Annotated in this window: 15 protein-coding genes; 10 read left to right on the top strand and 5 right to left on the bottom strand. The window is 63.4% G+C overall.

The window, feature by feature from the left end; genetic code table 11:
- Positions 1-81 precede the first annotated feature (81 nt).
- Both GYA95_RS19105 and GYA95_RS19100 read left to right on the top strand, forming a co-directional pair.
- Positions 82-987 (top strand): alpha/beta fold hydrolase, encoded by a 906-nt coding sequence (locus GYA95_RS19105; RefSeq protein WP_039613040.1) that lies wholly within the window; start codon positions 82-84, stop codon positions 985-987.
- Between the two features lie 220 nt (positions 988-1207).
- Positions 1208-2122, top strand: a complete 915-nt coding sequence (locus GYA95_RS19100) for an SDR family oxidoreductase (protein ID WP_015271775.1) — start codon at positions 1208-1210, stop codon at positions 2120-2122.
- A gap of 353 nt (positions 2123-2475) precedes the next feature.
- Here the strand turns inward: GYA95_RS19100 and GYA95_RS19095 are convergent, their stop codons facing one another.
- Entirely contained in the window at positions 2476-3258 is a 783-nt protein-coding gene (locus tag GYA95_RS19095) for an IclR family transcriptional regulator (protein ID WP_015271774.1), read from the bottom strand.
- 174 nt (positions 3259-3432) lie between these two features.
- On the opposite strand from GYA95_RS19095, the gene hmgA reads away from it, so the two are divergent.
- The 3 genes from hmgA to maiA are packed head-to-tail and all read left to right on the top strand — an operon-like array spanning position 3433 to position 6675.
- Positions 3433-4734, top strand: a complete 1302-nt coding sequence (gene hmgA, locus GYA95_RS19090) for a homogentisate 1,2-dioxygenase (RefSeq protein ID WP_015271773.1) — start codon at positions 3433-3435, stop codon at positions 4732-4734.
- A gap of 3 nt (positions 4735-4737) precedes the next feature.
- On the top strand, positions 4738-6030 hold the full coding sequence (gene fahA / locus GYA95_RS19085; protein WP_015271772.1) for a fumarylacetoacetase: 1293 nt from the start codon (positions 4738-4740) through the stop codon (positions 6028-6030).
- A 12-nt stretch (positions 6031-6042) separates the two neighbouring features.
- On the top strand, positions 6043-6675 hold the full coding sequence (gene maiA / locus GYA95_RS19080; RefSeq protein ID WP_015271771.1) for a maleylacetoacetate isomerase: 633 nt from the start codon (positions 6043-6045) through the stop codon (positions 6673-6675).
- Here maiA and GYA95_RS19075 read toward each other — a convergent pair.
- Positions 6669-7475, bottom strand: coding sequence for a SirB1 family protein (locus GYA95_RS19075; RefSeq protein WP_013974185.1), 807 nt, complete (start codon positions 7473-7475; stop codon positions 6669-6671). The two genes, maiA and GYA95_RS19075, sit on opposite strands and share 7 nt — an antisense overlap.
- A gap of 124 nt (positions 7476-7599) precedes the next feature.
- Between GYA95_RS19075 and GYA95_RS19070 the strand changes: the two genes are divergently transcribed.
- A complete protein-coding gene (locus GYA95_RS19070) occupies positions 7600-8619 on the top strand; it encodes a Leu/Phe/Val dehydrogenase (protein ID WP_015271770.1) in 1020 nt (339 codons plus the stop codon).
- A gap of 238 nt (positions 8620-8857) precedes the next feature.
- On the opposite strand, the gene GYA95_RS19065 is transcribed toward GYA95_RS19070, so the two are convergent.
- A complete protein-coding gene (locus tag GYA95_RS19065; protein WP_003260692.1) occupies positions 8858-9121 on the bottom strand; it encodes a YebG family protein in 264 nt (87 codons plus the stop codon).
- 600 nt (positions 9122-9721) lie between these two features.
- On the opposite strand from GYA95_RS19065, the gene GYA95_RS19060 reads away from it, so the two are divergent.
- Positions 9722-10192, top strand: coding sequence for a phosphate-starvation-inducible protein PsiE (locus tag GYA95_RS19060; protein ID WP_013974183.1), 471 nt, complete (start codon positions 9722-9724; stop codon positions 10190-10192).
- A gap of 3 nt (positions 10193-10195) precedes the next feature.
- Here the strand turns inward: GYA95_RS19060 and GYA95_RS19055 are convergent, their stop codons facing one another.
- Both GYA95_RS19055 and GYA95_RS19050 read right to left on the bottom strand, forming a co-directional pair.
- The gene (locus GYA95_RS19055) at positions 10196-10486 is read right to left on the bottom strand and encodes a DUF3509 domain-containing protein (RefSeq protein ID WP_015271769.1); all 291 of its coding nucleotides are present in this window, start codon (positions 10484-10486) and stop codon (positions 10196-10198) included.
- A gap of 121 nt (positions 10487-10607) precedes the next feature.
- Positions 10608-10955 carry an HPF/RaiA family ribosome-associated protein gene (locus GYA95_RS19050; protein ID WP_003260689.1) on the bottom strand — a complete coding sequence of 116 codons (348 nt, stop codon included), beginning with the start codon at positions 10953-10955 and terminating at the stop codon, positions 10608-10610.
- Positions 10956-11188: 233 nt separating this feature from the next.
- Here GYA95_RS19050 and GYA95_RS19045 point away from each other — a divergent pair, with 233 nt between their 5' ends.
- The 3 genes from GYA95_RS19045 to GYA95_RS19035 are packed head-to-tail and all read left to right on the top strand — an operon-like array spanning position 11189 to position 13406.
- The gene (locus GYA95_RS19045; RefSeq protein ID WP_013974181.1) at positions 11189-11494 is read left to right on the top strand and encodes a DUF3649 domain-containing protein; all 306 of its coding nucleotides are present in this window, start codon (positions 11189-11191) and stop codon (positions 11492-11494) included.
- A complete protein-coding gene (locus GYA95_RS19040; protein ID WP_015271768.1) occupies positions 11491-13068 on the top strand; it encodes a PepSY-associated TM helix domain-containing protein in 1578 nt (525 codons plus the stop codon). Before GYA95_RS19045 ends, GYA95_RS19040 begins: the two co-directional genes overlap by 4 nt.
- Positions 13068-13406, top strand: coding sequence for a DUF3325 domain-containing protein (locus GYA95_RS19035; RefSeq protein WP_161551461.1), 339 nt, complete (start codon positions 13068-13070; stop codon positions 13404-13406). Before GYA95_RS19040 ends, GYA95_RS19035 begins: the two co-directional genes overlap by 1 nt.
- Positions 13407-13418: the final 12 nt, after the last annotated feature.

Here is a 13418-nt window from a genome sequence, read left to right as displayed (position 1 = left end):
GCACATGTAAGTGCCGAGGTGACATGCAATGACCGCAGCCTTGCTCTATTCCGCCAACACCACTTCACCGGGACCGTTCTGATGCCCATGGCCGAAATTCCATTGTGCGTCTGGCGTACCCGGGGACAGAGTTTCAGCTTCCGGGGCCAGAGCATCCGTTACTGGACCGCAGGGCAAGGAGAGCCCCTGCTTCTGTTGCACGGTTTCCCCACCGCCAGCTGGGATTGGCACTACCTTTGGGGGCCTTTGGCCCAGCGCTTCCGGGTTATCGCCTGTGACATGCTCGGCTTTGGCGATTCGGCCAAACCGGTCGATCACGTGTATAGCCTGATGGAGCAGGCCGACCTGCAGCAGGCTTTGCTCGCCGAGCTGAAGGTCGACCAGCCGGTGCATCTGTTGGCCCATGACTACGGCGGCAGTGTGGCCCAGGAAATGCTGGCGCGGCATCATGAACAGCGCGCCAGCATTGCCAGCTGCGTGTTCCTCAACAGCGGGCTGTTCCCCGAAAGCTGCCGCATGCTGCTGGTACAGAAGCTGTTGCTCAGCCGCCTGGGCTGGCTGGTAGGGCGCTCGTTCGGTCGCGACGACCTGGTGCGCAACGTGACCCAGGTCTACGGCCCTTGCACCCACCCTAGTGAAAGTGCGCTGGATGACTTCTGGAGCCTGATAGCCGCCAACCGTGGCACGCGCATCCTGCACAAGCTGGTGGGTTATATGCCAGAGCGCAGGTTGCACCGGGACCGCTGGGTTGGCGCGATGCAGCACGAAGGCGTGCCGCTGCGTTTCATCAATGGCGTGGACGACCCGCTTTCCGGCGCACACATGGTGGAGCGCTACCGGCAACTGGTGCCGGAGCCGGACACCGTGCAGTTGCAGGGCATCGGCCATTACCCGCATACCGAAGCGCCGGTGCAGGTGCTACGCCATTACCTGGCCTTTCGTGAACAACCGCTGAGCTGTTTCCAGCAGAAAGTGGCGTGGTCCTGACAGGGCCTCATCGCCGGCAAGGCGGCTCCCACAGGTACAGCGCATGCCTGGAGGCCGGCGCGGTTGGTGTGGGAGCTGGCTTGCCGGCGATGGGCCGCAAAGCGGCCCCATAACCATCGTGCTGCGTTATTGCCAGGCATTCAGCCTGCGTGAGCTTGATTGTCCGCCCGCCGCTGGCGGCGGACACTCGGCCTACCTGAACCTGCCTGGAGCCATGAGCATGAGCGAGCCTGTCTGTCTGCAAGATCGCGTGGTGATAGTCACCGGAGCCGGGGGCGGCCTGGGCCGTGCCCATGCGCTGCTGTTCGCTGCCCGTGGTGCGCGGGTGGTGGTCAACGACCTCGGCGGGTCCACCCACGGTGAAGGTGCCAGCGCCTCCGCCGCCGACCGGGTAGTAGAGGAGATCCGCGCTGCCGGGGGCAGTGCCATTGCCAACCATGATTCGGTCAGCCACGGCGCGCGTATTGTCGAGCAGGCCCTGGACAGCTTCGGCCGGGTCGATGTGCTGGTGAACAATGCCGGCATCCTGCGTGACAAAACCTTCCACAAGATGGAAGACAGCGACTGGGAGCAGGTGTATCAGGTGCATGTCGAGGGGGCTTACAAGGTCACCCGCGCCGCCTGGCCGCACCTGCGCGAGCAGAACTGGGGGCGGGTGATCTTCACCGCTTCCACGTCCGGCATCTACGGCAACTTCGGCCAGGCCAATTACGGCATGGCCAAACTGGGCCTGTATGGGCTGACACGTACCCTGGCGATCGAAGGGCGCAAGCACGGCATCCTGGTCAACGCCATCGCCCCCACGGGTGGCACCCGCATGACCGAAGGGTTGATCCCGCCCCAGGTGTTCGAGCGGCTCAAGCCTGAGCTGGTCAGCCCGCTGGTGGTGTATTTGGGCAGCGAGCAGTGCCAGGGCAGTGGTGAGCTGTTCGAAGTGGGTGGCGGTTGGGTGGGCAAGGTGCGTTGGGAGCGCAGCCTGGGGGTAGGCTTCGATCCGCGTGAAGGCTTTACTCCGGAGCAGGTGGCGGAGAACTGGGCACGGATTGGCGACTTCGACGGGGCAGTGCACCCACAGGACAGCTTGCAGGCGTTGCAGCAGATGATGGCGAACTTGCAGAAGTATCCGCTGGGCTGAGCTTTGTACTACCTGTGCTGGCCTCTTCGCGGGCTTGCCCGCTCCCACAGGGATATCACTGCCCTCAGGCTTGGTGATATCCCTGTGGGAGCGGGCCAGCCCGCGAAGAGGCCAGCACAGGCGACGGAAATTTTCAGGGCAAATAAAAAAGGCCGCTGCAAGCCGCAGCGGCCAATCGAGACGTCAGATCAAGGAGCTTCAAAATCTACGTCGGTGAACCTCGCAGGCCTGAAAGGCGGGGGGGAGAGCCCTTCATGCCGGCCAGTGAGGTAAGAATAAGCGCCTGATCCTGCAGGAAAAATAGCCGCTTATGACATTCACCTTTACGTATCGGGCAATAGTGCCGAAGGCGCTCAGTTGGCGGGCGAATAGCCCATGCGCCAGCTGGTTTCCCGTGCTGCTGCCAGCAACCGTTGCGCCGCCGGACCATGCTCGTCGGCATGGAAGATCGAGGTCGGCCCGACCACCGTCATCACCGCGGCGATCTGCCCCATGGCATTGAACACCGGGGCCGACAGCGCATCCACGCCCGGCATCAACAGCCCGTGCACATGGTGCAGGCCACGTTCACGAATGCCCGCCAGTACTGCCTGGTAGTCGGCGGCGCTGTGCTGCAGGGCGGCCAGTTCCCGGTCACGCAATTCCACGGTCTCGCGCTGGGGAAGATAGGCGGCGAACACCAGCCCGGTGGACGAAGTGAGCAGCGGCAGAACCGAGCCGATCTGCGTTACCACCGTGACCGCGCGTACTGCCGGCTCGATGCTGACCACTGTCGCGCCCTGGTTGCCCCATACGGCAACGAAGCAGCTCTCGTTCAGTTCATCGCGCAGCTGTGACAATGGCAGCGCGGCAATCTTCAGCACATCGATGCTGCCCAGCGCCGCCAGCCCTACCCGAAGAGCCTCGCGCCCCAGGGCGTAATGGTTGGTGGCCGCATCCTGTTCGGCAAAACCGCTGGCGATCAACGCCTGCAGGTAACGGTGCACCTTGCTCGCTGGCATCTGCACATGTTCCGCCAGACGCGACAGGGAGGTGGACGGGGAGAGCTCGGCAAGAGCCTTCAGGATGTCGGTGCCGACCTCCGCCGAGCGGACTTTCTGCTTGCCGTTGTCGGCGGGGGAGCTGGCTTTTGCCATGGACATCTTCTTCCGGATTCTTCGAGTCGCGCCTTTATAGCTTGACGCATTGCCCGTAGCAAATTACGTTATTCGTAATCTGATTACGATAAAAACAATGCAGACGCGCTGCCACCCCGCCCCGGGCCAGCAGCCAGCTGCCAGCAACGGCTCGGCCAGAGCCCGGAGGCATCGATGAATCGCGATACGTCACCCGACCTTCACTACCTCAGCGGCTTCGGCAACGAGTTTGCCAGCGAAGCGCTGCCAGGGGCCTTGCCGGTCGGGCAGAACTCGCCGCAGAAGGCGCCCTATGGGCTGTACGCCGAGCTGCTCTCGGGGACGGCGTTCACCATGACCCGCAGCGAACTGCGCCGCACGTGGCTGTACCGTATTCGCCCATCTGCCTTGCATCCCCGTTTCGAGCGCCTGGCGCGCCAGCCGCTGACCGGCCCGCTGGGGGCCATCACCCCCAACCGCCTGCGCTGGAACCCCCAGCCGATCCCCGTCGAACCGACCGATTTCATCGAGGGCTGGCTGCCCATGGTGGCCAACGCCGCTGCGGAAAAACCGGCCGGCGTGAGCATCTACATCTACCGCGCCAACCGGTCGATGGAGCGGGTGTTCTTCAACGCCGACGGTGAACTACTGCTGGTGCCGCAACAGGGCCGCCTGCGCATTGCCACCGAACTGGGGGTGATGGAAGTCGAGCCGCTGGAAATCGCGGTCATCCCGCGTGGCATGAAGTTTCGGGTGGAACTGCTCGACGGCGAGGCCCGCGGCTATATCGCCGAAAACCACGGCGCGCCGCTGCGCATCCCGGACCTGGGCCCGATCGGCAGCAACGGGCTGGCCAACCCGCGCGACTTCCTCACCCCTGTGGCGCGCTACGAAGAGGCCGATGGCCCGGTGCAGCTGGTGCAGAAGTTCCTGGGCGAACATTGGGCCTGCGAACTGCAGCACTCGCCACTGGACGTGGTCGCCTGGCATGGCAGCAACGTGCCGTACAAGTACGACCTGCGTCGCTTCAACACCATCGGTACGGTCAGCTTCGACCACCCGGACCCGTCGATCTTCACTGTGCTGACCTCGCCGACCAGCGTGCATGGCATGGCCAACATGGACTTCGTGATCTTCCCGCCACGCTGGATGGTGGCCGAGAACACCTTCCGTCCACCATGGTTCCACCGCAACCTGATGAACGAGTTCATGGGCCTGATCAATGGTGCCTACGACGCCAAGGCCGAGGGCTTCCTGCCGGGTGGCGCCTCGCTGCACGGGGTTATGAGCGCCCATGGCCCCGACGCCGAAACCTGCGAAAAGGCTATTGCTGCCGACCTGGCACCGCACAAGATCGACAACACCATGGCCTTCATGTTCGAGACCAGCCAGGTGCTGCGCCCGAGCCTGCAAGCCCTTGAATGCCCGCAGTTGCAGGCCGACTACGATAGTTGCTGGGCCACCTTGCCGAGCACCTTCAACCCGAACCGGAGATAACCCATGAATCAGACCGCCATTGCCCGTAGCTGGGTCGAGCACGCCAACGGGCACAGCGACTTCCCGCTGCAGAACCTGCCGTTGGGCATCTTCAGCCGGCCGGGTGAAGCCAAGCGCTGTGGCGTGGCCATCGGCGACGCGATCCTCGACCTGGAGGCGGTGCTGGCCGCAGGCCTGTTCGACGGTGCCGCCAAGGCCGCGGTCGAGGCCACCCGTGGTGGGGTCTTGAACGCATTCTTCGCCCTCGGCCGCGGTGCCCGCGTCGCCCTGCGCGAGCGCCTGCTGGTGCTGCTGGGCGAACACAGTGAACATAAGGCGGCACTGCAGGCCGCCCTGTACCCGGCCAGCGCCTGCCAGCTGCATGTACCGGCGCAGATCGGTGACTACACCGACTTCTACGTGGGCATCGAGCACGCCAAGAACGTGGGCAAGCTGTTCCGCCCCGACAACCCGCTGCTGCCCAACTACAAGTACGTGCCGATCGGTTATCACGGCCGTGCCTCGACCATCCGCCCGTCCGGCACCGATGTGCGCCGGCCCAAGGGCCAGACGCTGCCGGCCGGGCACACCGAGCCAAGCTTCGGCCCCTGCGCGCGCCTGGACTACGAGCTGGAGCTGGGTATCTGGATCGGCCAGGGCAACGACATTGGTCAGGCGATCCCGGTAGGCGATGCCGCCGAGCACGTGGCTGGCCTGTGCCTGCTCAACGACTGGTCGGCGCGCGATATCCAGGCCTGGGAATACCAGCCGCTGGGGCCGTTCCTGTCCAAGAGCTTCATCACCACCATCTCGCCTTGGGTAGTTACCGCCGAAGCGCTTGAGCCGTTCCGTTGTGCCCAGCCCTCACGCCCGGAAGGCGACCCGCAGCCACTTTCGTACCTGCTGGACAAGCGCGACCAGGCCGCTGGTGCATTCGATATCGAGCTTGAGGTACTGCTGCTGACCGAGCGCATGCGCGAGCAGGATCTTGCCCCGCACCGCCTGACCCTGAGCAACACCCGCAGCATGTACTGGACCGTGGCGCAGCTGGTCGCGCACCACAGCGTCAACGGCTGCCAGTTGCAACCGGGCGACCTGTTCGGTTCGGGCACGCTGTCGGGCGCCACTCCAGGTTCGTTCGGCAGCCTGCTGGAGATAACCGAAGGGGGCAAGCACCCGGTGGAACTGGCCAGTGGCGAGGTGCGCAAGTTCCTCGAAGACGGCGACGAGATCATCCTGCGTGCCCGCTGCGTGCGTGATGGCGTGGCCAGCATCGGTTTCGGTGAATGCCGCGGCACGGTCATCGCGGCCAACTGAGGAGGCACGGGCATGGAGCTGTACACCTATTACCGTTCCACCTCGTCCTACCGGGTGCGCATTGCCCTGGCGCTGAAGGGGCTGGCCTACCAGTCCGTGCCGGTCAACCTGTTGCAGGGTGAGCAGCGCGGTTCGGGCTATGTCGCGGTCAACCCGCAGGGCCGCGTGCCGGCCTTGCGCACCGATGGCGGTGAGCTGCTGGTGCAGTCGCCGGCGATCATCGAGTACCTGGAGGAGGTTTATCCACAGCCCGCGCTGCTGCCTTCTGCGGCCGAGGCGCGCGCCAAGGTACGGGGCGTGGCGGCGATCATCGGCTGCGACATCCACCCGCTGCACAACGTAAGCGTGCTCAACCGGCTGCGCCAGGCCGGCCAGGACGAAAGCCAGGTCAACCAGTGGATTGGTCACTGGATCAGCCAAGGGCTGGCGGCAGTTGAGCAACTGATAGGCGATCATGGCTTCTGCTTCGGCGATGAGCCGGGCCTGGCGGATGTCTATCTGATCCCGCAGTTGTACGCGGCCGAACGCTTCAACATCGACCTCGACAGTTTCCCGCGCATCCTTCGGGTTGCCGCCCTTGCGGCCGAGCACGCGGCGTTCGCCCAGGCCCACCCCGCCCTGCAGCCGGACAGCCCGGCTCAGTGAATGGAACGGTTCGCCGCCGGAAGCTTGCCGATACGTTCGGAAAGCTTCAGGCGCTGGACCGGGTCCTCTGTCAGCAATAACGCATGCTCCAGATCAAAGCGCTCGGCCTGCGGGCAATCCAGATGCTGGTATAGCGAAGCGCGAGTCACATAGTCGCTGACCTGCACCGGGCCCAGTTGCATGACCCGCTCGGCATCGATCAGTGCCGCCAGGTGGTTGTCGTTGCTTATATGCAACTGGCGCAGGTTGCGTGACAGGCGTTGCAGCATCTGCAGCGGGCTGGCACTGCGCATGTGTTCGGCAGTCAGCGCTACATGCGGGCCGAACTGGCGAGCCAGCAGCTCACGGCAGTCGTTGGGGTAGAGACGCCGGCCGCCACAGGGGTCAAGCAGGTGATCGGCACCCGGCACGCGCAGCAGGAAATGGCCAGGGAAGCCTACGCCCTCAAGGGGTATGGACAGACGCCGGGCCAGTTCCAGGGCGAGGATGGCAAGTGTCAGTGGTTGGCCACGGCGGCGTTGCAGCACCTTGTCCATCATCGCGGCATGCGGGCGCAGCGGGTGATATTCATCCTGCTGGAAGCCCAGGGCATTGAGTTGGCGCAGCAGTGGCTGTGCCAGTTCGCACAGCGGCAGCATCGGCAGATTGGTGCTTATCTCACGCTGCAGGTCATGCAGCTTGGCAAGGCTGGCCGCGGGCTCGACGCTTCGGTCGTGCTCGGCGGCAATCCATAATGCGGCTTCCAGCAGGGCGACGGGCTCGCGTTCCAGGCAGGCCAGGCAGGCTTGACGTGGCTTCATGGGGCTTCTCCACACACGTTTGAGTATTAGCCGTGGCGCGCGGTTTCGTCCAGTGGTCCGGCGGCGCTACCAGCCCAAGGGCCGTGCCTATACTGGAAAGAGCACCTCGTAGGGGAGCCTGTCGATGTTCGCGCTGATGCAAAGCACCCGTACCCAGTCGCTGCACTTGTTCACCGATCCGCCTACCGGCCTGAAGGCTGTGGTGGTGATCCACAGCGAGCAGTTGGGCCCCGCCATGGGCGGTTGCCGCTACCTGCCTTATGCCGATGATGAAAGCGCCATGACAGACGCCATTCGCCTTGCCCAGGGTATGAGCTACAAGGCGGCGCTGGCTGGCCTGCCATTGGGGGGCGGCAAGGCGGTGATCATGCGCAACCCGCATGTGGAAAACCGTGCCGCGCTGTTCGAGGCCTTTGGCCGCTTCATCGACACCTTGCAAGGGCGCTTCATCATCGCCGTGGACAGCGGCACCTCGACCCTGGACATGGACTGCATTGCCCAGAGCACACCGCATGTGACCAGCACCACGGCCTCGGGTGACCCCTCACCGCATGCGGCGATGGGGGTTTTTGCTGGCATTCGTGCCACCACTTCGTTCCGCCTTGGCAGTGATGACCTGCAAGGGCTGCGGGTTGCGGTGCAAGGGCTGGGCAATGTCGGTTATGCGCTGGCGGAGCAGCTGCATGCGGCAGGGGCGGACCTGCTGGTGAGCGATCTGGACCCTGGACGAGTGCGGCTGGCGGTGGAGCAGTTCAATGCCCATCCGGTGACCAACGATGCGTTGATCAGCACCCCTTGCGACATCTTTGCCCCTTGCGGTGTGGGGCCGGTGTTGAACGGGCAGAGCGTGATGCAGTTGCGTTGTGCGGCCGTGGCGGGGGCGGCGAACAACCAGCTGACCACCTTGCAGGTAGCCGACCAGTTGGAGTCGCGCGGGATACTGTATGCGCCCGATTACGTGATCAATGCCGGTGGGTTGATCTACGTGGCACTTACCCATCGTGGCGAAGACCTGGGCACCATCACCGCGCACCTGGCGCGGATACCTTCACGGCTGACCGAAGTGTTTGGCCATGCACAGGCAGAGAAGCGCTCGCCGGCGCGGGTGGCGCAGATGTTGGCGGAGCGGTTGCTCTACGGCTGATGTAATTTGTGTTCTTGCACTGGCCCTATCGCCGGCAAGCCAGCGCCCACCCCTGTCGCGCCGACTTGTAGGAGCAGCCTTGCGCTGCGAAGAGGCCATTACTGCCGAAGAATATCTGTTGCTCAACTACCCTCTTCGCAGCACAAGGCTGCTCCTACAGGGTAATGAGGTGACCTGAGCAATGGAGCAAGCCATGTACCCCCGTGGAGCTTGCTGGCGATGAGGCCAGTGCAGGCAATTACTCGGCCGCTGGCGCTTCGAGCAACTCGGCCAGCGCATCCGGCTGGCTCTTGAACGCCCGGGCGAACACATCGCGGTTTTTGGCCATGTAGATACCGGCTTCCTCGACCTGTTTCTCGCTCAGCGAGGGCACTGCCTTGTGCAGTACTTCGGCCAGGCGCTCGGCCAGTTCGAGCATCTTGTCGTGACGGTCTGCTTCGGCCTTATCCATGAACAAGCGCTCCGGGTCGCGGCTGCTGCGGTACACCACTTCGACGGCCATTCATCACCTCTATGCCTTTTGCTGGTTGCGTTTCGATTTGCTGTATCTATATACAGTAATGGCAATGTTGATTGCTTCGCAAGCAGAAATTGTAGCGTGGTGCAGAGCGCTTACTGCTTCATGCCCAACTCAGCATCATCCATCAGCGCCTGGCCATCCGGGCACTTTCGCGGGTTTACCCGCGAAGAGGCCAGCCCAGACAACGCAACACTCAAACCTCAGTGCAAACTCCGAGGCTCAGCGGGCATCTGCACCTGAACCAGTGCCGACTCAAGCAAAGCCCGCAACGTCTCCAGCTCATGCATTGAGGTCATCATCAAATCAAAGCCGGTCGCTGTTTGGCAGCGACGATCCGAGACTAGTGCTCATCCCCGAACACCACAATGGCAGGGAGTATCTTTGGGAAATGCCCTACAAGGAAGGGGTTAAATCTGATTTTTCCCCAGCGCATGGTCGTGTTTCTGGCAACTTGCCACGCCTCAAGGTGCCTTGCGGCAATCGGTCGCCTTCCAAGGCAGGGGCCTGGCCCTTTAACTGCATGGCACAAGCGTCACACCGGTGACGCATCATCCTTCAAGACGTATCGGGGAATGGAACATCGTGAACATCAAATGGGCAGAAAAGCTGCGAAAGGGGCTGCACGGCTCGGCCGACTCGCTGGGAAACCTGTGCGTCGAGGCATTCCATTACCTGGCGCTGTTCGGCATTGGCGCGATCACCGCCTATGCGGCGGTGATGACGTTCCTCGACATGCTCGGCAAGGGCGGGGTCAGTGTCGATGACATCCTGCTGCTGTTCATCTACCTGGAGCTGGGGGCGATGGTCGGTATCTACTTCAAGACCAACCACATGCCGATCCGCTTCCTGCTGTACGTGGCCATCACCGCGCTGACCCGCCTGCTGATCGGCGACGTCTCGCACCACAAGGCGCCGGACGTAGGGCTGTTGTACCTGTGCGGTGGCATCCTGTTGCTGGCGTTCGCGATCCTGGTGGTGCGCTACGCCTCGTACCGCTACCCCTCGACCAAGGTACTGGATGCCAGCGGCAAGGAAGTGGAGGAGGGCAAGTAGCCCTCAGTTGGCGATGAAAAGGCGCGGCTCGTGGCGGGCGTCACGGGTCAGCGCGGCCAGCACCTGAAGGGGGTTCTGGTTGTGCTCGATGGCCAGGCCCAGGCGGATGCTGTCGATCACCCGCTGCAGGCGCACCGGGTCATTGCGCTGGGCCTGGGTGATGAGGCGCTTGGCGACCACGCCAGCGTCGTCGGACAGGGTCAGCATGATGCTGCCGTCGAGGTTTGCAATGCTCAGGTTGACCCGGTATTCGGGGGCGAATGCAGCACTGATTCGTTCGAATGGGTTGTTCATGGTCATGCTTCTGCGCTGAATGAATGCAGAAGTTGACCGGGGAAATTACCTGTTGGTTCAGCGCCATCGATCGATACAAACGAAAACGCCCGGCATCAGGCCGGGCGTCTTGTGTTGCCGATCAGGCGTCTGGGTCACTCAGTTCCAGGGCGCCGCGCTTGCTGCGCAGTTTGCCGTAGAAGTGTTCCAGCGCGTGGTTGAGCTTGGTGGCGGCACCATCGACCGCCTGGTCCAGCGAAGTGGCGGTGTGGGTCACGGAAATCGGTTGATGGCCTTTGGGGCGAGCCTCCATCTGGCAGCGTTTGTCATGCGGTCCGGGCTTGGCGCCGTTCTCGTCGCGCAGGTGGACCTCGATGCGGGTGAGGTCGTCTTCGTAACGTTCCAGCGAGTTCTGCAGTGTGCTGCGGACCCACTGGTCGAGCCGGGCGTTGCCTTCGAAATGGTTGCTGCTGTTGACCTGGATTTGCATGATTCAATCCTTATTCAGCTTGCTCGCATGGAGACGCGCCTAGGCCTCTGAGACCCTTGGTATTTCTGCGTCTCTTGACTCTAAGGTCAGGCAACGGCGAAACGAATTCAAGCCCTTTTTGAAAATAAATTTCTTGTTGCATTCAAGGCAGCAGGCGACTCATCGCGTGGCCTTTGCTTATGAGAATTGAAATCATTATTATTGCAGCCCCGAAAACGCCCGGACCATCGCACATGACGCGCAAAACCGCCGGTCTCTCGCTCAGCTATCGCCTGGCCGTGACGTCACGCAGCCTTGCCGCGCTGCTGGGTGGCTACCTGCTGGCGTCCGTGGCCAGCGTCTGCATTTCCCTGGTAGCGCCGCTGCCACGGGTCGATGCCACGCTCACCGGCCTGCTGCTGTCATTCGTTTTCTACCTGCTGGCGTTCATCTGGTGCTTTGCCTGCCGCAGCGCTTTGCGCGCCTGGCTGGGCGTACTGGCGCCAAGCGTGCTGCTGGGGGTGATCAGCGGGTTGGCATACTGGATGAAAACCCCATGAAAGAAGGCTTCCGCCAGGCCATGGCCTGGCTGCACACCTGGACCGGCCTGATCTTCGGCTGGCTGTTGTTCGCCATCTTCCTCACCGGCACGCTGTCGTATTTCAAGGAAGAAATCACCCACTGGTCGCAGCCAGAAGTGCGCAGCCATGCATTGGACCCGACCCATAGCCTGGAGGTGGCCCAGCGGTACCTGCAGGACAACGCCGGGCATTCGGGCACCTGGCTGATCCGCATGCCCAACGCACGCGAGGCCGCCTTGAACGTGGGTTATCGCGACCCAAATGGCGGGCCACGCGGTTTCGTCACCAAGACCCTTGATACCCAGACCGGGCAGCCGGTGGCGGCACGCGACAGTCGCGGTGGCGAGTTCTTCTACCGTTTCCACTTCCAGTTGCAGATGCCACACCCTTTCGGCCGATGGCTATCGACGTTGTGCGCCTTCATCATGCTGTTGGGGCTGGTCACCGGCATCATCACCCATAAGAAAATCTTCAAGGAGTTCTTCACTTTCCGTCCAGGCAAGGGCCAGCGCTCCTGGCTGGACGGGCACAACGCCATTGGCGTGCTGGTGCTGCCCTTCCACCTGATGATCAGCTACAGCAGCCTGGTGTTGTTCATGTACATGGTGATGCCGGCGGGCATCATGGCCAGCTACGGCAACGACACCGGCAAGTACTTCAACGAACTGTTCGGCCGTAACAATGCGCCCAAGGCGGCCCATGTGGCCGCGCCGCTGGTACCGTTGCCGAGCCTCTATGCCAAGGTGCAGGACCTGCAACCGGGCGCGCGTATCGGCCGTATCCAGGTGGAAAATGCCGGCGACAGCAATGCCCGCGTTACCTTCACGCAATCGGCTGCCGACCACGTGGCTTACCGGCGTAGCGCCAACTGGACCTTCGATGGCGTCAGCGGTGCTCTGCTGGGCCAGGGCAAACCGGAGAGTGGGGCAATGATGACCGCCTTCAGCTTTGCTGGCCTGCACATGGGCAATTTCGCCGGGCCCTGGCTGCGCTGGCTGTACTTCTTCTTTGGCGTGGCCGGTACTGCGGTGATTGGCACCGGCCTGGTGATGTGGCTGGGCAAGCGCCAGCTCAAGCATGCCAGAAGCGAACGCCTGCCGGGCGAACTGCGCCTGGTCGAGGTGCTCAATATCGCCAGCATGAGCGGCCTGTTGCTGGCCGTGGCGGGCTTCTTCTGGGCCAACCGCCTGATCCCGATGGGCGTCGAAGGCCGGGCCGACTGGGAGGTCAACGCCTTCTTCACCGTCTGGGGCCTGTCGCTGGTGCATGCCGTGTTGCGCAGTGGGCGACGGGCATGGGGCGAGCAACTGGCACTGGGCGCGCTGGCCTTCGCCTTGCTGCCGCTGCTTAACGGCCTGACCACCGGCCAGGGCCTGAACCATTCGCTACCTGCGGGTGACTGGGCCATGGCTGGTTTCGACCTGACAGCGCTGGGCACCGGCCTGTTCCTGGCCTGGTTGGCCGGCAAGATGTTACACAGCCCGAAGGCTGTGGCCATGCGGGCCCCTCGTGCGGCAAGGAAGCCAAGCACTGAGACGGCGGAGGCGAGCTGATGCTGGGTAATGCACTGATCGCTTACGCCGGCTTCGTTGCCCTGTGCCTGGCCATGGAGAAGCACTTCGTCGACCTGCTCGGGCGCAAGCCGCGCCCCGGGCAGTTGCGCCTGTTGCGCAGCGCCGGTTGGCTGTTGCTGGTGCTGTCGCTGGTGCTGTCGCTGGTGCTCAGCGTGCACCTGCGGGGCTGGGCCCATGGCTTGGTGGAGTGGACCGCAGTGATGATGGCCGGGGTGACCCTGTGGGTGTTCGGCCTGCCATACCAGCCCCGCCTGTTGCTGGGCCTGGCCGCCGCCAGCGTGGTGCTGGGGCCGTTGCTGGCCGTGTTCGCCGAGTGACCAGGTGAGCGA

Source organism: Pseudomonas asiatica, assembly GCF_009932335.1.
Lineage (GTDB): Bacteria > Pseudomonadota > Gammaproteobacteria > Pseudomonadales > Pseudomonadaceae > Aquipseudomonas > Aquipseudomonas asiatica.
The sequence above is the reverse complement of the archived record's forward strand: the minus strand, read 5'-3'. Positions and strand labels throughout refer to the sequence as shown.